15 protein-coding genes are annotated in these 20,816 nt (G+C 67.9%); 9 read left to right on the top strand and 6 right to left on the bottom strand.

What is annotated here, in order from left to right; genetic code table 11:
- Positions 1-85 precede the first annotated feature (85 nt).
- Complete coding sequence (locus ACW170_RS12845; protein WP_492087042.1) at positions 86-1,699, bottom strand: NAD(P)/FAD-dependent oxidoreductase; 1,614 nt, start codon at positions 1,697-1,699, stop codon at positions 86-88.
- 77 nt (positions 1,700-1,776) lie between these two features.
- Complete coding sequence (gene recG / locus ACW170_RS12840; RefSeq protein WP_492087041.1) at positions 1,777-3,864, bottom strand: ATP-dependent DNA helicase RecG; 2,088 nt, start codon at positions 3,862-3,864, stop codon at positions 1,777-1,779.
- A gap of 145 nt (positions 3,865-4,009) precedes the next feature.
- Here recG and ACW170_RS12835 point away from each other — a divergent pair, with 145 nt between their 5' ends.
- From ACW170_RS12835 to ACW170_RS12825, 3 genes are all read left to right on the top strand, one after another.
- Positions 4,010-4,339, top strand: coding sequence for an FAD assembly factor SdhE (locus ACW170_RS12835; protein WP_482849620.1), 330 nt, complete (start codon positions 4,010-4,012; stop codon positions 4,337-4,339).
- Positions 4,339-7,809, top strand: coding sequence for a transcription-repair coupling factor (gene mfd / locus ACW170_RS12830; RefSeq protein ID WP_492087040.1), 3,471 nt, complete (start codon positions 4,339-4,341; stop codon positions 7,807-7,809). The genes ACW170_RS12835 and mfd overlap by 1 nt, the downstream gene beginning before the upstream one ends.
- Positions 7,810-7,996: 187 nt before the next feature.
- Positions 7,997-8,290, top strand: coding sequence for a hypothetical protein (locus ACW170_RS12825; RefSeq protein WP_492087039.1), 294 nt, complete (start codon positions 7,997-7,999; stop codon positions 8,288-8,290).
- 134 nt (positions 8,291-8,424) lie between these two features.
- Here ACW170_RS12825 and ACW170_RS12820 read toward each other — a convergent pair whose 3' ends face one another.
- Entirely contained in the window at positions 8,425-9,732 is a 1,308-nt protein-coding gene (locus ACW170_RS12820) for a diguanylate cyclase domain-containing protein (protein ID WP_492087038.1), read from the bottom strand.
- Between the two features lie 289 nt (positions 9,733-10,021).
- Here ACW170_RS12820 and ACW170_RS12815 point away from each other — a divergent pair, with 289 nt between their 5' ends.
- Positions 10,022-10,879 carry a YihY/virulence factor BrkB family protein gene (locus ACW170_RS12815; protein WP_492089180.1) on the top strand — a complete coding sequence of 286 codons (858 nt, stop codon included), beginning with the start codon at positions 10,022-10,024 and terminating at the stop codon, positions 10,877-10,879.
- Between the two features lie 9 nt (positions 10,880-10,888).
- On the opposite strand, the gene ACW170_RS12810 is transcribed toward ACW170_RS12815, so the two are convergent.
- Together ACW170_RS12810 and ACW170_RS12805 are read right to left on the bottom strand one after the other, a co-directional pair.
- Entirely contained in the window at positions 10,889-11,116 is a 228-nt protein-coding gene (locus ACW170_RS12810; protein WP_492087037.1) for a sulfurtransferase TusA family protein, read from the bottom strand.
- A complete protein-coding gene (locus tag ACW170_RS12805; protein WP_492087036.1) occupies positions 11,113-11,604 on the bottom strand; it encodes a CinA family protein in 492 nt (163 codons plus the stop codon). Before ACW170_RS12805 ends, ACW170_RS12810 begins: the two co-directional genes overlap by 4 nt.
- Before the next feature lie 40 nt (positions 11,605-11,644).
- Between ACW170_RS12805 and ACW170_RS12800 the strand changes: the two genes are divergently transcribed.
- Positions 11,645-13,939 carry a spermidine synthase gene (locus tag ACW170_RS12800; RefSeq protein ID WP_492087035.1) on the top strand — a complete coding sequence of 765 codons (2,295 nt, stop codon included), beginning with the start codon at positions 11,645-11,647 and terminating at the stop codon, positions 13,937-13,939.
- A gap of 3 nt (positions 13,940-13,942) precedes the next feature.
- Here ACW170_RS12800 and ACW170_RS12795 read toward each other — a convergent pair whose 3' ends face one another.
- Positions 13,943-15,097: a bifunctional 2-C-methyl-D-erythritol 4-phosphate cytidylyltransferase/2-C-methyl-D-erythritol 2,4-cyclodiphosphate synthase gene (locus ACW170_RS12795; protein WP_492087034.1), complete on the bottom strand. Its 1,155-nt coding sequence runs from the start codon at positions 15,095-15,097 to the stop codon at positions 13,943-13,945.
- Between the two features lie 94 nt (positions 15,098-15,191).
- Here ACW170_RS12795 and dusB point away from each other — a divergent pair, with 94 nt between their 5' ends.
- Genes dusB through ACW170_RS12775 form a run of 4 tightly spaced genes read left to right on the top strand, consistent with a single transcriptional unit; the run spans position 15,192 to position 20,791 of the window.
- Positions 15,192-16,247, top strand: coding sequence for a tRNA dihydrouridine synthase DusB (dusB, locus tag ACW170_RS12790; RefSeq protein WP_492087033.1), 1,056 nt, complete (start codon positions 15,192-15,194; stop codon positions 16,245-16,247).
- Positions 16,244-18,511 (top strand): sensor histidine kinase NtrY-like, encoded by a 2,268-nt coding sequence (locus ACW170_RS12785; RefSeq protein WP_492087032.1) that lies wholly within the window; start codon positions 16,244-16,246, stop codon positions 18,509-18,511. Before dusB ends, ACW170_RS12785 begins: the two co-directional genes overlap by 4 nt.
- Positions 18,512-18,521: 10 nt before the next feature.
- A complete protein-coding gene (gene ntrX / locus ACW170_RS12780) occupies positions 18,522-19,928 on the top strand; it encodes a nitrogen assimilation response regulator NtrX (RefSeq protein WP_492087031.1) in 1,407 nt (468 codons plus the stop codon).
- Complete coding sequence (locus tag ACW170_RS12775; RefSeq protein WP_492087030.1) at positions 19,928-20,791, top strand: D-amino-acid transaminase; 864 nt, start codon at positions 19,928-19,930, stop codon at positions 20,789-20,791. Before ntrX ends, ACW170_RS12775 begins: the two co-directional genes overlap by 1 nt.
- The last annotated feature ends 25 nt before the right edge of the window (positions 20,792-20,816 follow it).

Raw genomic sequence — 20,816 nt, 5'->3', positions numbered from 1 at the left:
TATGTCTATAAAGGCCGTGGGGCGCAACTATTGCGAGAGGCTGTTCAGCCGCCGGCTAGGCGGGTGGCGATGCGCCGCCTTTTGTCTACGCCGTCCCCTTCGCGACCATCGACCGGGCGACGGCTTCGGCCACCTTGATGCCGTCGACGGCGGCCGACAGGATGCCGCCGGCATAGCCGGCGCCTTCGCCGGCAGGGAAGAGGCCGCACACGTTCAGGCTCTGGAAGTCGGCGCCGCGGGTCATTCGGATCGGGGATGAACTGCGGGTTTCGACGCCCGTCAGAACCGCCTGGGCGTCGTCGTAGCGGGCGATCTTGCGGCCGAAGACGGGCAGGGCCTCACGCATGGCGGCGATCACATAGTCGGGCATCAGGGGCGCCAGGTCGGTTGGGCGGACGCCCGGCTTATAGCTGGGGACGACCTCGCCCAGCGTGGTCGAGGCGCGGCCCGCCAGGAAGTCGCCGACCAGCTGGCCTGGCGCGAAATAGTCGCCGCCGCCGGCCGCATAGGCGCGGGTCTCCAGATCCCGTTGCAGTTCGATGCCCGCCAGCGGGTGGTCGCTCGGATAATCCTCGGGCGAGATGCCGACCACGAAGCCGGAGTTGGCGTTGCGCTCGTTGCGCGAATATTGGCTCATGCCGTTGGTCACGACGCGGCCCGGCTCGCTGGTCGCCGCGACCACGGTGCCGCCCGGGCACATGCAGAAGCTGTAGACAGTGCGGCCGTTCGAGCAGTGGTGCGAGAGCGTATAGGCCGCCGCGCCCAGATCAGGGTGGCCGGCGCAGGGGCCGAACATGGCCCGGTCGATCCAGGATTGCGGATGCTCGATGCGGAAGCCGATCGAGAACGGCTTGGCCTCGATATGGACGCCGCGGTCGTAGAGGGTCTGGAAGGTGTCGCGCGACGAATGGCCGATGGCGAAGACCACGTGGTCGGCCTCCAGCGTCTCGCCGGTGTGCAGGCGCACGCCCCGGAGGGCGCCCTTGTCGAGATCGATGTCAGTGACCCGGTGCTCGAAGCGGTACTCGCCGCCCAGCCGTTCGATCTTCTCGCGCATGGCCTCGACCATGGTCACCAGGCGGAAGGTGCCGATGTGCGGGTGGGCCTCGGTGAGGATTTCCTCCGGCGCCCCGGCCGCGACGAATTCGGTCAACACCTTGCGGGCCAGGAAACGCGGATCCTTGATCTGGCTGTAGAGCTTGCCGTCGGAAAAGGTGCCCGCGCCGCCCTCGCCGAACTGCACGTTGGATTCCGGGTCCAACTTGCTGCTTCGCCACAGGCCCCAGGTGTCCTTGGTCCGCTGCCGAACCACCTTGCCGCGGTCGAGGATGATCGGCTTGAACCCCATCTCGGCCAGGATCAGCCCGGCGAACAGGCCGCACGGCCCGGCCCCGATCACGACCGGGCGAAGGCGCTCGGTCTTGGGTGCGACAGCGACCGGGCGATAGGCGACGTCTGGCGTCGGCGCCACGTGCACGTCGTCTGCAAGGCGGGCCAGCACCGCCGCTTCATCCTTCACCTCGACGTCGAGGATGTAGACTTTCAGAATCGCGGATTTCCGGCGGGCGTCGTGCGCCCGCTTCCATATCGACCAAGAGACAAGATCGTGCGGCGGCACGCCCAGGCGGGCGGCGATCGCGGCGGGCAAGGCCTCCGGCGGGTGGTCGAGGGGCAGTTTGAGTTCTGACAGGCGCAACATCCGGGCCGTTCTAGCCGCTCGAGTCTTTGGATCCTAGGCGCAAGGCCCAGGATGACGGACGTGGGCGCGGCGCCCCTTCAATCCGCTCCCGACTTGTGGCCCTTCCAGTCGAACAACTCCTCCAGCACCTGAACCGCCTGGCCGCGCTCTGACGCCAGGTCGGGGTCGCGGTTGAGGATCAGGCGGGCGTCGTCGGCGGCGGCCAGCATCAGGGACCGGTGGCGGATCGGGTCGGCGAAACGGTAGGCGGGGAAGCCGCTCTGTTTCAGGCCCAGCGGGTCGCCGCCGCCGCGAAGGCGGAAGTCCTCCTCGGCGATGACGAAGCCGTCCTCGGTGCGGCGCAGGGTTTCGAGGCGTTCCTTGGCGGTCTCGCCGAGGGCGCCGTCCTGGCCGCCGTACAGCAGGATGCAGGAACTGGCCTTCGAGCCCCGTCCGACGCGGCCGCGCAGCTGGTGCAACTGGGCCAGGCCGAACCGGTCCGCGTGTTCGATGACCATGATGGAGGCGTTGGGCACATCGACCCCGACCTCGACCACCGTGGTGGCGACCAGCAGGGGGATGCGGCCGTCGGCGAAGTCGGCCATGACGGCCTCGCGCTCGGCGCCGGGCATCTGGCCGTGGGCCAGGCCGACCTCGACCGCCAGCAGGCGGCGCAGGTCGTCGGCGCGGTCGACGGCGGCGGCGAGGTCGATGGCTTCGGATTCGGCGACCAGGGGGCAGATCCAATAGGCCTGGGCGCCGGCGTCCAGCGCCGTCTTCAGCCGGGCGGCGACTTCGCCGATACGGGCCAGGGGGACGACGGCGGTGGTGACGGGGGTGCGGCCCGGCGGCTTCTCCATCAGGCGGCTGACCTCCAGCTCGCCGTACTGGGTCAGTTCCAGGGTGCGGGGGATGGGGGTGGCCGACATGGTCAGCAGGTGGACGGCGCCGATGCGCGGGTCGCCCTTGGCCTGGAGCCGCTGGCGCTCGCTGACGCCGAACCGGTGCTGTTCGTCTATGACGGCCAGGGCCAGGCGGTCGAAGCGGACGGCGTCCTGGAACAGGGCGTGGGTGCCGACGGCGACCTGGGCTTGGCCCGAAGCCAGGGCGGCCAGTTTCTCGCGCCTCTGGCCGTTGGTGTCGCGGCCGGTGAGCAGGACGGAGGCGACGCCGGCCGATTCCAGCAGGGGGCCGAGTTTCTCGTAGTGCTGGCGGGCCAGGATTTCGGTCGGGGCCATCAGGGCGGACTGGAAGCCGCTTGAGGCCGCGTCGGCCAGGGCCAGGGCGGCGACGGCGGTCTTGCCGGAACCCACATCGCCCTGAAGCAGCCGGCCCATCTGTTTGCCGGAGGCCAGGTCGCGGCGGATTTCGGCGACGGCCTGGGCCTGGGCGTTGGTCAGGGTGAAGGGCAGGGCCTGGAGCAGGTGGTCGGAGGCGGCGCCGGGGGCGATGATGGCCGAGGGCTTGATCTCGCGGGCGCGGCGACGGCGGGCCAGGGCCAGCTGGTGGGCCAGGAATTCGTCATAGGCCAGGCGCTGGCGGGCGGGGGCCTCGGGCGTCAGGTCGGGCTCGCCCGCCGGGGCGTGCAGGGCGTCCAGCGCCGCGCGCCAGGACAGCCAGTCCTGCTTCTTCAGCCAGGCGGGGTCCTGCCATTCCGGCAGGTCGGGGGCGGCGGGCAGGGCGGCCTGGACCAGTTTGCGCAGCTGGCGCGAGGTCAGGCCTTGGGTCGCCGGATAGACGGGTTCGGAGGCGGGGATGTCGGCGGCCTTGTCCAGGGTGACGATGTCCGGGTGGACGATCTGGACCTCGCCGTTGAAGCGTTCGACCTTGCCCGAGACCAGCCGGGTCTCGCCGCGCGGCAGCAGCCGGTCGATATGCTGGGGCGAGCCGCCGAACCAGACCAGGTGAACAAAGCCGGTGGCGTCGCTGGCGCGGACCTTCAGCGGGGCGCCGGGGCGGCTGGGGACGAACAGGCGGTCGATGACGATCTGGAAGATCCCGACCTCGCCGTCCATGGCGGTCGCCGCCTCCATCGGCCGGCGCACGATGACGCCGGAGGGGCTGAGGAAGACCAGGTCGCGCACCAGCGGCCCCGCCACCTTCTGCACCAGGGGCAGGACACGGGGGCCCACGCCCTTCAGGCTGGAGACCTCGGCGAACAGGGGAAAGAGAATCTGCGGACGCATCGCCGGGAACATAGCGTGACCATGACGGGTGGCGAAGTGGGCGAAGGAGCGCTATCTGCGCTTCTTCCATTTTAGGACGCTAAGGTTCGCCACGCGGTGGATCGCGGCTTGAACGTCCTTCAACCTTGCCGGGCCAGGATTGCTTGTGACCGAAATCCCTCAAGACGACAGTGGCGACCAGGCGGCGCTGGAGCGCAAGCAGCGGCTGGGCCGTATCCAGTTCCGGTCCTGGCGGCGCGGTTTCCGCGAGGCCGACATGGTGCTGGGCCCGTTTTCGGACCAGGTGGCGCCGACCCTGACCGACGCCGAACTGGATCAGCTCGAACTGCTCATCGACGAGGAGGATCAGTGGCTCTACGGCTGGATCATCGAACGTGACCCGACGCCGCCCGAGTTCGAGACGCCGGTGATGGCCAAGGTGCGGGCCTTCATGCGCGAGCATGTGGCGGCCGAGGTCGGCAAAGGCATCGGCTGATGGATCAACAGGTCACTGTGCAGCACCGGACCGACGCCGATCTGGGCGGGGCGCCCGAGGGGCTAGACGCCCTGGTCGTCGCGGAGCGGATCAAGGCCAGCGGCGGGGTCGGCGTGTTTGTGGCGCGCGACTATCAGCGGTCGGGCGGGTTTGTTCAGGCGTTACGGTTCTTCTCGCAAGACATAGAAATCCTGGAATATCCGGCCTGGGACTGTCTGCCCTATGACCGGCTGAGCCCAACGGCGGGGATAGCCGCCCAGCGGATGGCGACCCTGACGCGGTTGGCCCAGCGCAAGCCGGGGGACGCGCCGGTTCTGGTGGTCACGACCGTCGGCGCGGCCATGCAGAGGACGCCGCCCAAGTCGGTGACGACCCAGGCGGGGTTCGAGACCAAGGTGGGCCGCGATCTGGATATCCAGGCGCTGGAGCGATATTTCGCCGCCAACGGCTATGTCCGGGCCTCGACCGTGTCGGAGCGGGGCGAGTTCGCGGTGCGGGGCGGGGTCGTCGATGTGTACCCGCCGGGCTTCGAGGAGCCGGTGCGGCTGGACATGTTCGGGTCCGAGCTAGAATCGATCCGCACCTTCGACCCGGAGACCCAGAGATCGACCGGCCAGATGACGGCGGTGTCGCTGGCGCCCGTGTCGGAGGCGTTGCTGGACGCGGATGCGATTTCGCGCTTCCGCACCGGCTATCTGAAGCTGTTCGGGGCGCCGGGCGACGATCCCCTGTATGCGACCATCAGCGAGGGCGCGCGGCGTCAGGGCATGGAGCAGTGGCTGCCGCTGTTCTACGAGAGCCTGGATTCGCTGTTCGACTATCTGCCGGATCAGGCGCAGATCTTCCTCGACAATCAGGCCGAGAGCGCGCGGGCCGAGCGGTGGGATCTGATCGCTGACGCCTATGAGGGCCGGACGGAAGCCGCCAAGGCACAAAAAGGCAAGGGGGGGGGCCATGCGGCGGCCAATCGCGCGCTGCCGCCGCGATCGCTGTATCTGGACGCCGGCGACTGGAACCAGGCGCTGGCGGGACGGGCGGTGCGGCGGTTCACGCCCTTCTCGGGTGGCGGCGAGGACGCCGGCGGCCGGCTGGGCCGGACCTTTGCGGCCGAGCGGGCGCAGGACAGCGTCAATCTGTTCGAGGCGGTGGCGGCCCATGCGGCGGCGCTGAAGGCCGACGGCAAGCGGGTGCTGTTCGCCTCGTGGACCGAGGGCTCGTCGGAACGTCTGGCGACCATGCTGGCGGATCACGGCCTGGATCATATCGTCGCTGTGCGCGACTGGGCCGATGTGCAAGCAGCGCCCAAGGACCTGTATCTGCGCGGCGTCCTGCCGGTCGAGCATGGGTTTGCGACGGACGAGGTCGCGGTCATTTCCGAGACCGACATTCTGGGCGACCGGCTGGCGCGGCCGCGCAAGAAGCGGCGGGCGTCGAACTTCCTGGCCGAGGCCTCGGCCCTGACGACCGGGGATCTGGTGGTCCACCTGGATCACGGCATCGGGCGGTATGAGGGGCTGAAGACGCTGGAGATCCAGCAGGCGCCGCACGACTGCCTGGAGCTGTTGTACGCCGGTGAGAGCAAACTCTATCTGCCGGTTGAAAACATTGACCTTCTGACTCGATACGGCACGGACGCCGACGGTGTGCAGCTGGACAAGCTGGGCGGCGCCGGCTGGCAGGCGCGCAAGTCAAAGGCCAAGGAGCGCCTGCGCGCCATGGCCGAGGGGCTGATCGCGCTCGCCGCCAAGCGGGCGCTGCGCGAGACCGACGCGGTGGTGCCGCCGCCGGGCCTGTTCGCCGAATTCTGCGCCCGCTTCCCCTATGAGGAGACGGACGACCAACTGAACGCCATCGGCGACGTGCTTGAGGATCTGGGCAAGGGCACGCCGATGGATCGCCTGATCTGCGGCGACGTCGGCTTCGGCAAGACGGAGGTGGCGTTGCGGGCGGCCTTTGTCGTGGCCATGACGGGGCAGCAGGTGGCCATTGTGGCCCCGACCACCCTGCTGGCGCGGCAACACTACAAGACCTTCACCGAACGGTTCGCCGGCTGGCCGGTGAAGGTGCGGCAGCTGTCGCGGATGGTCGGGTCCAAGGAAGCGTCAGAGACGCGGGCGGGGCTGAAGGACGGCTCGGTCGAGATCGTGGTCGGCACCCATGCGGTGCTGTCCGAACAGGTCGGTTTCCGCGACCTGGGCCTGGTGATCGTCGACGAGGAGCAGCATTTCGGCGTCAAGCACAAGGAGAAGCTGAAGTCGCTGCGCGCCGATGTTCACCTGCTGACTCTGACCGCCACGCCGATCCCGCGCACCCTGCAGATGGCGCTGTCGGGCATTCGCGAGATGTCGATCATCGCCACCCCGCCGGTCGATCGGCTGGCGGTGCGGACCTATGTGACGCCGTGGGACCCGGTGCTGGTGCGCGAGGCCCTGCTGCGGGAGAAATATCGCGGGGGTCAGGCCTATTATGTCGCGCCGCGCCTGAAGGACCTGCCGGCCATCGAGAAATTCCTGCGCGAGCAGGTGCCCGAGGTGAAGTTCGTCGTCGGTCACGGCCAGATGTCGGCAACCCAGCTCGAGGAGGTGATGAGCGCCTTCTACGAGGGGGAATACGACGTCCTGGTCTCGACCACCATCGTCGAGAGCGGGCTGGATATTCCGACAGCCAATACACTGGTGGTGCACCGCGCCGACATGTTCGGCCTGGCGCAGCTGTATCAGATCCGGGGCCGGGTCGGCCGGTCCAAGGCGCGGGCCTTCGCCTATCTGACCACGGACGCGGTCAAGCCGATGACCCTGTCGGCCGAGCGGCGGTTGCAGGTGTTGCAGTCGCTGGACAATCTGGGCGCCGGCTTCCAGCTGGCCAGCCACGACCTGGACCAGCGCGGCGGCGGCAATCTGCTGGGCGACGAACAGTCGGGCCATATCCGCGAGGTGGGCGTCGAACTGTATCAGCAGATGCTGGAAGACGCGGTCGCCGAGCTGCGCGAGAAGGGCGAGGGGGCCAATGTGGATCGTGGCTGGTCGCCGTCGATCAACGTCGGCGCTTCCGTTCTGATTCCAGAGGAATATGTGCCGGACCTGAATGTTCGTCTCAGCCTGTATCGCCGCCTGTCCGACGCGGAACAGGCCGAGGACCGCGAAGCCCTGGCCGCCGAACTGATCGACCGGTTCGGGCCCCTGCCGGACGAGGCGCAGCAACTGCTGAAGATCGTCGGCATCAAGTCGAACTGCCGCCGGGCCTGTATCGAGAAGATCGACATCGGGCCGCGCGGCGCCGTGCTGACCCTGCGCGACAACAGCTTCCCCAATCCCATTGGATTGGTTGGGCTGATCCAGAAGAACCAGGCCTTCTGGAAGATCCGGCCGGATCAGAAGATCGTGGTGTCCGGCGACTGGCCGACGGCGGAGGAGCGGCTGAAGGTGGCGGAGCGGATCACCGCCGACCTGGCGCGGGTGGCGGGGGCGTAAGGTCCTTGGGACGCGAGCGTCGGGCGTATCCCTGGCGAAATACGGTGGATCGTCTGGCCGGTGGCTCAAGGCATGAAACGACAGGGACGCATCGCCGTGGGCAAGGGCCGTCCGCCGGCCTCTAAGCGGACACCTTGATGGTCTGTTCGGGGTGGGAAGCTGCCCTAATGTTTGCCAAGATGCGGGAATGGGCAAAGACTGGCGGCTTGAAAACTTGGACGGCCTGCCATTCCTTCGGGGCGTCGCGTTGGTTCGCAAACCCTATCGTGCGTATCGTGAAGGATGGGACCACGATCATTGCGCGGCCTGCGGCATCAAGTTGGCCGAGTCTGATGTGAGGGGCGACGACATCGTTCATGAGGGTTATGCGACCACGTCGACCTTTGTGCGTGGCGCTGACTACGAATGGGTATGTGTTCCCTGCTTCGCCGCATTTCACCGAGTCATGGGTTGGCCGGTGGGAGCGGAGCCGGCCGATTGAATACGTTCCGGTAAATGTCCGATATGGCTCGAAGGCGCGCTTTGGTTCGGGCGCCGATCTCGACCGTTGGGATCGCTGCCTCCCGCAATCTCGCTCTCGCGGCACATCCGCCGAGTGGCGGAGATGACCAACCCCTACCGCGTCTTGCCGAACAAATCGGCGGAGGCGCGTTCGAGGAGGGCGCCGGCGGATTCGTTGGGGCGCATTTCGGCGGCGCCGACGTCGAATTCGGCGACGAAGGGCGAGCGGTCGGGGCCGGCGTCGAAGGCGGTGCAGCCGATGACGGCGGCGATCCGTTCGGCGGCCAGGCGGGCGGCCTCGCCTCGGGTAGCGGGCAGGGCCAGGGCGAAGACTTCCTTGGCCAGGCGGGCCGGGGTGTCCTCGACCCGCACCAGCCGCGAGACCATGGCGCCGATCTGGGGCAGGGCGCGATCCAGCCAGCCGCCCTGGCGCGCCCAGGTTACGGCCTCGTTCTCGCGCACTCGCAGGACGCAGACCGACAGGGGGCGTCGTCGGGCGCGTGAGGCGTCGGCGACCCGCGCCAGATGGGCGGCGAACAGCTCGGGGGTGAACAGACCCGTCGTGGCGTCCATCACGTCCAGGCCTCGAACCGAATCCAGCGCCTTGCGGATGGTCAGGTAGCGGCGGTGCGACTTGGCCAGGGCCAGCAGGCGTTCGGCGGTCTCGTCTTCGCGGGTGTCGGCGGTGGCGACGTCGGAGAAGCCGCGGTTGAACAGCTCGTCCAGGCTTATCTCGCTGCCGCCGCGCAGATAGAGCATCAGGGGGATGTGATAGAGGCGGGTGTTGCGCTTCATGCCCGAGGCGATGGACAGGGCCGGGGCATGGTCTTTGGCGCCCCACAGGACGGCGGCGTCGAACGGGCTTTCGTGCAGATAGTCGAAGGCGGTGTAGGGGGTGGGAGCGGCGACAACCTCGACCCCGGCGGCGGTCAGGGCGTTGGACAGGGCCAGAAAGCGCCGCTCGGCCACGCCGGCGGCTAGAATGCGCAGGGGCGAATGATCCGGGCCGCCCGGCTGTAGATCCAGGCCGCGGGCGGCGAAGGTGGCGCAGCGGAGATCGAACTCCTCCTCGGCCACGGCCGCGCGGGTCATCTGTTCCAGACGCAGGGCCGCCTGGGCCGGATGGGGCGGCGCAGTGACGGCGAGATCGGCGTCGGCTGCGGAACCGCGTGGGGCGCCGACCACCATGACCGGCAGGCTGCGCGGCTGGGCGGCGGCGCGCAGTCGGGCAATGGCGTCGTCCTGGTACGAATCGAAATCGATCACGGCGGCGTCCAGCGGGAAATCCTGAAGCGTCGCTTCGGCCGCAGCCAGGTCGCGGGCGGTGACGGTCGTCCAGCCGAGGGCGTCCAGTCCGGCCGCCAGCGGCCCGATCCGGCCGTCCTGTGCCGCCAGGATCAATACACGCGCGTCGAAAGCCAAGTTGGTCGTCTCCCCCTGGACGTTGGAACGTCCATAGCCCGTAAAGGCGGGCGGACCATAGCGAAGCGCCCCTTAACGAAGCAATGTCTTGCCGCGTCTGGAGCGGGGATAGACGGGTGTTTCCGAGTGGGATTTTCCTCGGCGAAGGAATGCTCTAGGTTAACTCGCCTGTTCAACGGCTGTGAGAACCGGCTTGAGTGACCACCTGACCCGATCGGTTCTGAAGGCGCCCGGATTCTGGGGCGGATTGGCGGTGCGCGCCTTTACCCGCAGTTGGGGGCGCGACGTGATGTTGTACACCGGCGGGGTGTCGTTCTTCGCCCTGCTGGCCGTGTTTCCCGCCATCGCCATCCTGATCGGCTTCTACAAGCTGGGTTTGTCGATCAGCGAGGTGAGTGCTCAGGCGGCGGCTCTGTCGGACCTTTTGCCCAAGGCGGCGCAGACCATTTTCCAGGATGAGATCACGCGGCTGACCAATGCGTCGGCCCGCACGGTGTCGGCGCAGAGCGCCTTCGCCCTGATCGTCGGCGCCTATGCGGCGCATCGGGGATTCAAGGCCTTGCTGGCGGGTCTGAACCTGATCCACGATGAGACCGAACCCCACGGCTTCTTCAAGTTCAACCTGCTGGCCTTCTTCGTCGCTGTCTTCGCCTTCGCCCTGTTCACCTTGGTGTCGGGGGCGGTGGTGACGGCGCGGATACTGGCCCATACGGCCTCATCGGCGGCGGAGCAGTTTGGGGGCGGACTGATGCCCTTGGACGCCTTCCTGCCGGCGTTGGGCCTCGTGGTGGGGCTGACGCTGCTCTACCGCTACGCCATGAGCCACAGTTCTCGCGTCGCCTGGCTGCCGGCGATCACGGGCGGCCTGGTGGCGACGCTGATGTCGGTGATCTCGTCCTGGCTCTGCGCCATCTATGTGGAGCAGATCGCGCCGCTGGGGGCCACCTATGGGTCGGTCGGCGCGGTGGTGGTGCTGCTGATCTGGCTGTCGTGGAACATCAACGCCATCTTCTACGGCGGCGCCTTCGCCACCGAGATGGAGATCGCGGCCGAAGCTGAAGCCAAGAGCGGGGCCACGCCGCCGACGGCTCAAGCCGATGTGGTGGATTTGTCCGAACGCCGCGCCAGTCGCCGGTCGCGGCCGTAGGATCGGCGTTCAGCCGGTCTGAACCGTGAGGCGAATCACGCCTTCGGTTTCCTGAATGTCGAGCAGGCTGCCGTTCTTCTGGGTCATCAGATAGGGCACGTCGATCCGCGCCATCGGGTCTGTGGCCAGAAGGACGAAGACCGTACCGGCCGGGGCGCCCTCCATGGCCTTCATCAATCTGAGGCTGGGCGTCGGGCAGAGATGTCCGCGCGCATCGACGAGGTGTGGGTCGGTCACGAGGCGAGCCGGTCCGCCAGCATCTCCAGGGCCACGCGGACGGCGGCCATGCGGATGGCGTCGCGGCCGATGTCGTCGAAGTTCTCCTGGCGATGGATCAGGCCGTCCGGGCCCTGGGCCGCGAAATGGACCAGACCGACCGGCTTTTCAGGCGATCCGCCGCCGGGGCCGGCGATGCCGGTGACGGCGACGCTGACGGCGGCGCGGGAGTGGGCGACGGCGCCCTGGGCCATGGCGCGGGCGGTCGGTTCGGAGACGGCGCCATGGGCGATCAGCGTGGCTTCGGGCACCGCCAGCATCTGTTGCTTGGCCTCGTTGCTATAGGTGACGAAGCCCCGGTCCAGCGCGGCGGATGAACCTGGGACGGCGGTCAGGGCGGCGGCGACCAGGCCGCCGGTGCAGCTTTCGGCCGTCGCCAGCATCAGGCCGCGCGCGGTCGAGGTTGCGACGATCTGTTGCGCCAGGCGCTGAATGTCTTGCGGGAACATGGCCTTTTCATAGGCCGCGAGTCCCGCTCTAACCAGAGCTATGAGCGATGTGGCCCAGGCCCAAGTCCCGATCCGTGACGGCGCCCCGCAGGCGACCGCGATCCTGTTCGCCATCGCCGTCTTCACCTCGGCCTGTCTGGTCTTCGTGGTCCAGCCGATGGCGACCAAACTGATCCTGCCGACCCTGGGCGGATCGCCGTCGGTGTGGAATGCGGCCATGGTCTTCTTCCAGACCGCGCTGCTGGCCGGATACCTCTATGCGCACCTGTTGCAGAGGATCGGATCGATGCGTCTTCAGGCGGCGGTGCATCTGGGCCTGCTGCTGATCGCGGCCCTGTTCCTGCCGTTGCGGATCAGCGGTCTGCTGGGCGACCCGGATCCGTCGGCGCCGACGGTATGGCTGCTGGCGACCCTGGCCGTGTCGATCGGCGTTCCGTTCGCGGTGCTGTCGGCGACGGCGCCGCTGTTGCAGGCCTGGTATGCGCGGGTCACGGCCGGCGCCGGGACGACGGGGGCCAACAATCCCTATGTGCTTTACGCCGCCTCGAACCTGGGCAGTTTCCTGGCCCTGCTGGCCTATCCGGTCCTGATCGAGCCCCTGATCAGCCTGTCGGGGCAGAGGTGGGGGTGGAGCCTGGGTTATGGGCTGTTCGTGGCCATGATCGCGGGTCTGGGCGTCTTGGCGTGGCGGCGGCGCGAAGCGGTGGCGACGGAACCGGCGCGGCTGGAGGCCGGCCCCCGCATCGCCTGGCGCGAGAAGGGGCTGCTGGTTCTGCTTGCGGCGGCGCCGTCCAGCCTGATGCTGGGGGTGACGGCGCATCTGTCGACGGACGTGGCCTCGGCGCCCTTTCTCTGGGTCATCCCGCTGGCCCTGTATCTGCTGACCTTCGTCATAGCCTTCCAGGCGCGGCCGGTCATCCCTCTGTATCTCACCCTGGCGATCCAGGCGGGGGTGTTGGCGGCCTGTGCGGCCCTGGCGGCGTTCCGGACGACCGAGTGGCTGTTCGTCTTCGGGGTCAATCTGACGGCCTTCTTCTTCAGCGCCCTGATGTGCCACCAACTGATGGCCGAGCGGCGGCCGGCGCCGGGGCGGCTGACCGAGTTTTATCTGCTGCTGTCGCTGGGCGGGGTTCTGGGCGGGGTGTTCAACGCCCTGATCGCGCCGGTCGTGTTCAACATGGTGTGGGAATATCCGCTGGTGCTGGTCGCGGTGGGCCTGCTGCGGCCGTGGTCAGGACGCGAGGTGCGGACCTGGGAGATCATAGCCTGCGTCGTCGGCGTGCTGATCGCCCTGTCCGGGCCGTTGGGCCTGGCGCTGGTGCGGTATGCGCCGGACATCCGCGCCAATGTGCCGGATGCAGAGCTGGTGCGGATCGCCCAGGCGGTGCTGGGGATCGCGGCCCTGTTCGCCTTCCTGCTGCGCGATCGGGCGGTCATGTTCACCGTGGTGATCGGGGCCATGATCTGGTCCGGCTATCATGTGGCGCGGGGCTATGACTGGACGCTGACGGAGCGCAGCTTCTTCGGCGTCATGCGGGTGGCCAGCACCCATATCGAGGGTCTGGACGGGCCGGTTCATGTGCTGATGCACGGCACCACCCTGCACGGCGCCCAGGCGCAGTCGGAGCGGTATCGCTGTCTGCCGACGCTCTATTACGCCACGACTACGCCCATCGGACAGGCGGGCATGATCGCTCATGAGCGCCACCCGCAAGGCGCGGTGATCGGCGTGGTGGGGCAGGGCGCGGGGGCCATGGCCGCCTACAAGCGATCCCAGGACCGGATGACCTTCTTCGAGATCGATCCCATGGTGGACCGTCTGTCGCGCGACCCGCGTTGGTTCAGCTTCATCAACGGATGCGCCCAGGGACCGGTACGGACGGTGCTGGGCGACGCCCGTCTGACGATGGGGCAGGAGGCGCCGGGCAGCTATGACTTGCTGATCATCGACGCCTTCTCCTCGGATGCGGTGCCGACCCACCTTCTGACAGTCGAGGCCATCGCGGGCTATCTGCGGCTGTTGAAGCCGGACGGGGTGGTGGTGCTGCACCTGTCGAACCGGAACCTGGAGATCACCCTGCCGGCAGAGGCGGCCGCCGCCGCCCTGAATGCGCCGGCCCTGCACCAGATCTATAGGGAACGGCCCGAGGCGGTGCAGATGTCGGAGTCCTCGACCGAGGCCCTGGTCATCGGCAAGTCGGAGGCGGCCATGGCGCCCTATCGGGCAGACCCGCGCTGGCGCGAGCTGGAGACGACCGAGGTGCGACCTTGGACCGACGACTATGTCAATCTGTTCGGATCGCTGATCCGCCAGATCCAGTATTCGGCGCGGTAGGGCCTAGGCGGGAACAGGGATTTCGACCGTTGCGACGGCCTGGGCCGCCAGGCCTTCCCCCCGGCCGGTGAAGCCCAGGCCCTCGGTCGTGGTGGCCTTGACGCTGACGGCGTCGAGCGGAAGCGACAGCAGGCCGGCGATCCGTTCGCGCATGGCCTGACGGTGCGGCTTCACCTTCGGGCGTTCGCAGATCAAGGTCACATCAACATTGACGATGCGGCCGCCACGGGCGGCGACCAGCTCGGCGGCGTGAAGCAGGAAGAGGTCGGACGAGGCGCCCTTCCATTTCGGATCGGTGGGCGGGAAGTGGTCGCCGATGTCGCCCTGAGCAATCGCGCCCAGAAGGGCGTCGGTCAGGGCGTGCAGGCCCGCGTCGGCGTCGGAATGGCCGATCAGGGTCTGGTCGTGCGGCACCTCGATCCCGCACAGCCAGACCGACCCGCCGGGGCCCCAACGGTGGACGTCGTAGCCCGAGCCGATGCGGGTCTGATAGCGGGTCGCTTGCGACAACAGGGCCTCGGCCATGGCGAAATCCTCGGGATAGGTCAGTTTCATCAGGCGTGGGTCGCCCTCGACCAGGGCGACGCGGCCGCCGTGGCGTTCGACCACCACGGCTTCGTCCGTCGGGGTGTCGGAACCGGTCCAGGCGGCGTAGGCGGCCTCGATAGTCTGGCGACGGAAAGCTTGGGGCGTCTGGGCCCGACACAGGCCCTCGCGCTCGACGACCCCGGCCATGAGGCCGTCCGCCCCACGACGCAGGCTGTCGGCGACCGGGAGGGCGGGCAGGGCGCCGTCGGCGTCGGACAGGGCGGCGATCAGGCGGTCGATAACGGCGCGCTCCAGCAAGGGGCGGGCGGCGTCGTGGATCAGGACGGGCTGGTCGTAGGGGCAGTTCAGGGCGGCCAGGCCGGCGCGGACCGACTGGGCGCGGACGTCGCCGCCCACGACCGTGCGCCAGTTGGACAAGCCTGCCAGCGCCTCGGCTACGCGCGGTTCGGCGCCGGGTGCGATCACGACGATCAGTTGATCGGCGCCCGCGTTCAGCAGGGCCTCGGCCGACCAGCGCAGGACGGGCTTTCCGCCCAGGGTGCGCCATTGTTTGTCGCCGCCGGCGCGCGAGCCCGAACCGGCCGCGACGATAATGCCCGAAAAAGTCATGACGGCCTTCTAAAGCGCGCCGTCGGCGGGCGAAACCATCAAACCGCCGCGGTGGTGCTTGACGAAGCGGCCTGTGATGCTGCGAAAGGCGGAGATGGCCAAAACCTTACAGATCGGCGACGTGACCGTGCCCGGCCGGGTTCTGATGGCGCCCATGACCGGCGTCACCGACCTGCCGTTCCGCGTGCTCGCGTCCAAACTGGGCGCAGCCTATGTGGCGACCGAGATGGTGGCGGCCAAGGAGCTGGCGCGAGAGCGGCCCGACGTCGTGCGTCGTGCGGCTGTCGGGGCCGGTCTGCCGCTGACGGTGATCCAGCTGGTCGGACGCGATCCGGGCCAGATGGCCGAGGGCGCGCGAATGGCCGAGAAGGCGGGCGCGGACATCGTCGATCTGAACTTCGGCTGTCCGGCCAAGGAGGTCACGGGTTCCGCCGCCGGATCGGCCCTGATGCGGACGCCGGACCTGGCCTGCCGGATCATGGAGGCGGCGGTTCAGGCGACCGGTCGGCCGGTGACGGTCAAGATGCGGCTGGGCTGGGACGACGACAGCCGAAACGCCGCCGAACTGGCGAAGCGGGCCGAGGCGATCGGGGTCAAGGCGGTGACGGTGCACGGCCGCACCCGCAAGCAGTTCTATACCGGCAAGGCCGACTGGGATGCGGTCGGGGCGGTCAAGGCGGCGGTCGGCATCCCCGTGATCGTCAACGGCGACATACTGACGGCGGATGACGCGCGCGAGGCCCTGGCGCAGTCGGGCGCGGACGGTCTGATGCTGGGGCGCGGCGTCTATGGACGGCCCTGGCTGGCGGCGCATCTGGAGCGGGCGCTGATCGACGGGGTGTCGCTGGAAGAACCCGGGCCGGAGGCGCGGTTGGCCATCGTCGTCGAACACCTGCGGGCCTCGGCGGAGTTCTACGGTCTGCCGTTGGGGTTGAAGATGTTCCGCAAGCACCTGGGCTGGTACATCGAACAGGCGCCCTGGCCGGCCGATCCGCAACACCGCAGGGACGCCAAGGCAAGAATTTGCCGCTTGGATGAGCCGATGGCCGTCGAGGTGGCGATGGCCGAGCTTTGGCGGCGGAATTTACCGGAGAAGGGCAAGTCTGTTGTTGAAAATGCGCCACAGTTGATCGACACTGCTGTGGCATGACGGATACGCCCTCAGACGTGGCCTCTCAAACCGACCGGGTGTCGGACGATGAGTCATTCTGGGGACGGTTCGACGTTGAAAGATCGCGAGCCGGGTTCGGTTTCGCTTATTTCATAGCCGTCGTGATCACCGCAGCGGCCGTTTGGTTGGTGGCGGTGGCGCCAGGCGCGGCTTCGGGCGCCGCGCGCGGTTCGAGCAGCCAATTGGTGCTGTTCGTGCTGCTCGCCAATCTGGTGCTGATCTCGGGCCTCGCCTTTATCGTCGGTCGTCGGGTTCTGACCCTGGCGCGTAGCACGGGCGAGGCGGGGGCAAGGCTGCACCTGCGGTTTGTCGCCTTGTTCTCCATGGTGGCCGTGATTCCGGCCGTGCTGATCGCGCTGGTTTTCGGGGTGCTGGTGACACGCGGCGTGGACCAATGGTTCAGCCAGAATGTCCAGGCTTCGGTCGAGAACGGCGCGGTGGTGGGGCGAGCCTATGTGCAGGACGTCGCCTCGGCTGTGGATGCTGACCTTGTGACGATCTCCGAACAGCTGAGCAGCGCGAAAGGTCTGTTCGGCAACCGGATCCAGTTCAACGACGCCTTGGCCCAGGTCGGTGAAATTTTCGGCTATCCGGGGATCTATATTCTGAACGGGCAAGGTGAAGTCTTGGCGCGCGCGGAACGCCCGGATGCACCGCCCTATCTGGCCCCCCCGCTCACCTATCTGGAAGACGCCGCCCAGGGTGGGAAGCCGCCGACGGACGTGACGCAACATCCCGATACGGTGCGGTCCTTGATTGCCTTGCCGGCCTATGGCGACGCCTATCTCTACCTGGTGCGACCGCTTCAGGACGGTCTGATCGCCCGGATGAACGCGTCCGACCGGTCAATCCAGGCCTATCGCGAGGCCAGCGAAAGCCGGTCGCGGATCCAGTCGGCCTTCATTCTTAGCTATCTGGAAACGGCCCTGCTGGTTCTCGTCGGCGCGGTCTGGCTGGGCATGTCGGCCGCCAGCAGTATTTCAGCGCCCATAGGACGTCTGGTGAAGGCGGCGGATCAGGTGGCGGGCGGCGACTTCAGCGCCAGGGTCGACAGCGACGGCGCGCCAGCCGAAATTGCGATCCTGTCGGACGCCTTCAACCGGATGACGGGCGATCTGCAGGCCCAGCAGACGGCGCTGAAGGCCGCAAGCGTCGAGGCGCAGGATCGAAGCCGGTTCATCGAGACCGTCCTGTCTGGGGTGAGCGCTGGCGTCATCGGCCTGGATCGACGCGGGCGTGTGTCCGCGATCAACGACAGCGCTCTTCAACTGCTGCACATCGAAGATGAGGCGGTTCTGGGTCACGAGCTGGCGGCCCTGTCGCCGGAGCTGAGCGATCTGGTGGGGCGGGTCGAGGCGCATATCGAAGAGGATATCGACATCAGCCGAGGCGGCGAGACCTTCCGGTTGCGCGTCCGGATCGAGGGTGGTCAGGGCGGCGAGATGGTCCTGACCTTTGACGACATCACCCGGCTGGTGACGGCCCAGCGCAACGCCGCCTGGCGTGACGTGGCCCGGCGGATCGCCCACGAGATCAAGAACCCGCTGACGCCGATCCAGCTGTCGGCTGAGCGGCTGAAGCGGAAATATCGGGACAAGGTGGACGACGTGGAGATCTTCGATCGCTGCACCGACACCATCATCCGCCAGGTCGGCGACATCGGCCGGATGGTGGACGAGTTCTCGTCCTTCGCCCGCATGCCGGCGCCGCGCTTCGGCGCGGCCAATCCGGCGGAGATGTTGCGCGAAGCCGTGTTCGCCCAGAGGGTCGCGGCCGCCGATATCGTGGTCGAGATGCACGAGCCCCTGCCCAAGGCGACGCTACGATGCGACGCCCGGATGGTGGGGCAGGCCCTGATCAATATCCTGAAGAACGCCGGCGAGTCTGTGGCCGCGCGTCGTTTGGCGGACGGCGAGGCCGCCGCGTCAGACGCGGCGGGGATCATCGCCTCGCTGATCGTGGAGAACGGCCTGGCGACCTTCATGGTCGAGGACGACGGGATCGGCCTGCCGGCCAAGGATCGCGATCGTTTGACCGAACCCTATGTCACCACGCGCGAGAAGGGCACGGGCCTGGGCCTGGCCATCGTCAAACGCATCTGCGAGGACCACGGCGGCGAGCTGAAGCTGGCCGACGCCGAGACCCTGCGCGGCGCGCGCGTGTGCCTGATCTTCCCCCTGAAACCCAACGGCAAGACCGGCGACGTGACGGAGCGCAAGCTCCAGACCGTCGTCGCCGAATAAGCGAGGCAAGATGCGACCTACCGGTTCCGACATTCTGGTCGTCGACGACGAGGCGGACATCCGCGATCTGGTTTCGGGCCTTCTCGAGGACGAGGGGCACGCCGTGCGCGTGGCCGCCAACTCGGACGAGGCCCTGGCTGCGATCCGCGCGAGGAAGCCGTCGCTGGCGATCCTCGACATCTGGATGCAGGGCGGCGGTCTGGACGGGCTGGAGCTGCTGGAGGTGGTCAAGGAGATCGATCCCGACCTGCCGGTGGTGATGATCTCGGGCCACGGCAATATCGAGACGGCGGTGACGGCGCTGAAGCGTGGCGCCTATGACTTCATCGAAAAGCCGTTCAAGTCGGACCGGCTGGTGGTGGTGGTCGAACGGGCCATCGAGGCGGCGACGCTGAAGCGCGAGAACCGACGGCTTCGGGCGCAGACGATGACGCCGTCCGGCCTGATCGGAAGGTCGCAAGCGGCCCAGGCGCTGCGCGGCACCATCGCCAAGGTGGCCCAGGCCAACAGTCGCGTCCTGATCGCCGGTCCGGCCGGATCGGGCAAGGAACTGGTGGCGCGCCAGATCCACGAGGCCAGCCCCCGCGCCCGGGCCGAGTTCGTGGCCATCTCGGCTGCGGGCATGACGCCGGAGCGGCTGGACGTCGAACTGTTTGGGGAAGAGGGGCAGGACGGTCGCCCGCGCAAGATCGGCGTGTTCGAACGGGCCCATAACGGCACGCTTTATCTGGACGAGATCAGCGACATGCCGCGCGAGAGTCAGAGCCGCATTCTGCGCGTCCTGGTCGATCAGCGGTTCCGTCGCGTCGGCGGTGAGCAGGATGTGCAGGTCGATGTTCGCGTGGTCACCTCCACGTCCCGTGACCTGAAGGCCGAGATCGCCGAGGGGCGGTTCCGCGAGGATCTGTTCCACCGGCTGAACGTGGTGCCGATCCGCGTGCCGGCCTTGTCGGAACGGCGCGAGGACATCGCCGAACTGGTCGAATATTTCGTGGAGACCATCAGCGCGTCCCAAGGCCTGCCGCGGCGTCTCGTCGGCGATGATGCGGTGGCGGTGCTGCAGGTCCATCCGTGGCCGGGCAATATCCGCCAGCTGCGCAATAACATCGAACGGCTGCTGATCCTGGCGACTGGCGATCCGAACGAGCCGATCACCGCCGACATGCTGCCGCAGGAGGTGGCGACGTCGAACGGGGGCGCGTCCACGATGGGCGCCGAACGCACCATCGCCCTGCCGCTGCGCGAGGCGCGTGAAGTGTTCGAGCGGGACTATCTGGCGGCCCAGATCATGCGGTTCGGCGGCAATATCTCGCGGACGGCGTCCTTCATCGGCATGGAGCGGTCGGCGCTGCACCGTAAATTGAAGTCGCTGGGCGTGTCGCCGGCCCGCGGCGGCGAAGAGGAAGATCCGGCCTGATGTCCCGCGTCGCCTACGTTAACGGAAACTATAGCCCGCATGGCCAGGCCGTGGTCCATATCGAGGACCGGGGCTTTCAGTTCGCCGATGGAGTCTATGAGGTCTGGTCCGTCTTCGACGGTCGTCTGGCGGACTTCGACGGTCATATGACCCGTCTGCACCGCAGCCTGAACGAGCTGCGCATCGACATCCCCATGTCGGTGGCGTCCCTGACGCGAGTGCTGCGCGAGACCGTCCGTCGCAACCGGGTGAAGAACGGCATCGTCTATCTGCAGGTCACGCGCGGCACGGCGCGCCGGGATCACCCGTTCCCCACGCCGGGAACGCCGCCTAGCGTCATCGTCACCGCCAAGTCGATTTCGTCGGCGCGCGGAGAGGCGCAGGCGCAGAAGGGGGTCGCTGTCCTGACCCAGCCCGACATCCGTTGGGGGCGATGCGACATCAAGACGGTCGGGCTGTTGCCGAACATTCTGGCCAAACAGGCGGCGCGCGAGGCCGGCGCCTATGAGGCCTGGTTCGTGGACGACATGGGACTGGTGACCGAGGGCTCCTCGACCAACGCCTGGATCGTCGATGAGCACGGCAAGCTGCGGACCCGCGACACCCAGGCCAACATCCTGAAGGGCTGCACCCGCACCACCCTGATGGCGCTGATCAAGGAACACGGGGTCGAACTGGACGAGCGTCCATTCAGCGTCGAAGAGGCCAAGCGGGCGCGTGAAGCCTTCTTCACCGCCGCCGGCGCTTTCGTCACCCCGGCGATCTCGATTGACGGAACCAAGATTGGCGACGGCAGGCCGGGACCCATCACGCTGAAGCTGCGCCAGCTCTATCTTGATCAGGCGCGCCGAGACGCCATTTAGGGCGTTGCCGGAGCATGGAGGGGGC

The sequence above is a fragment of the Brevundimonas sp. FV2ps16 genome (genome assembly GCF_058681075.1).
This window is presented reverse-complemented; position numbering and strand designations above follow the sequence as displayed.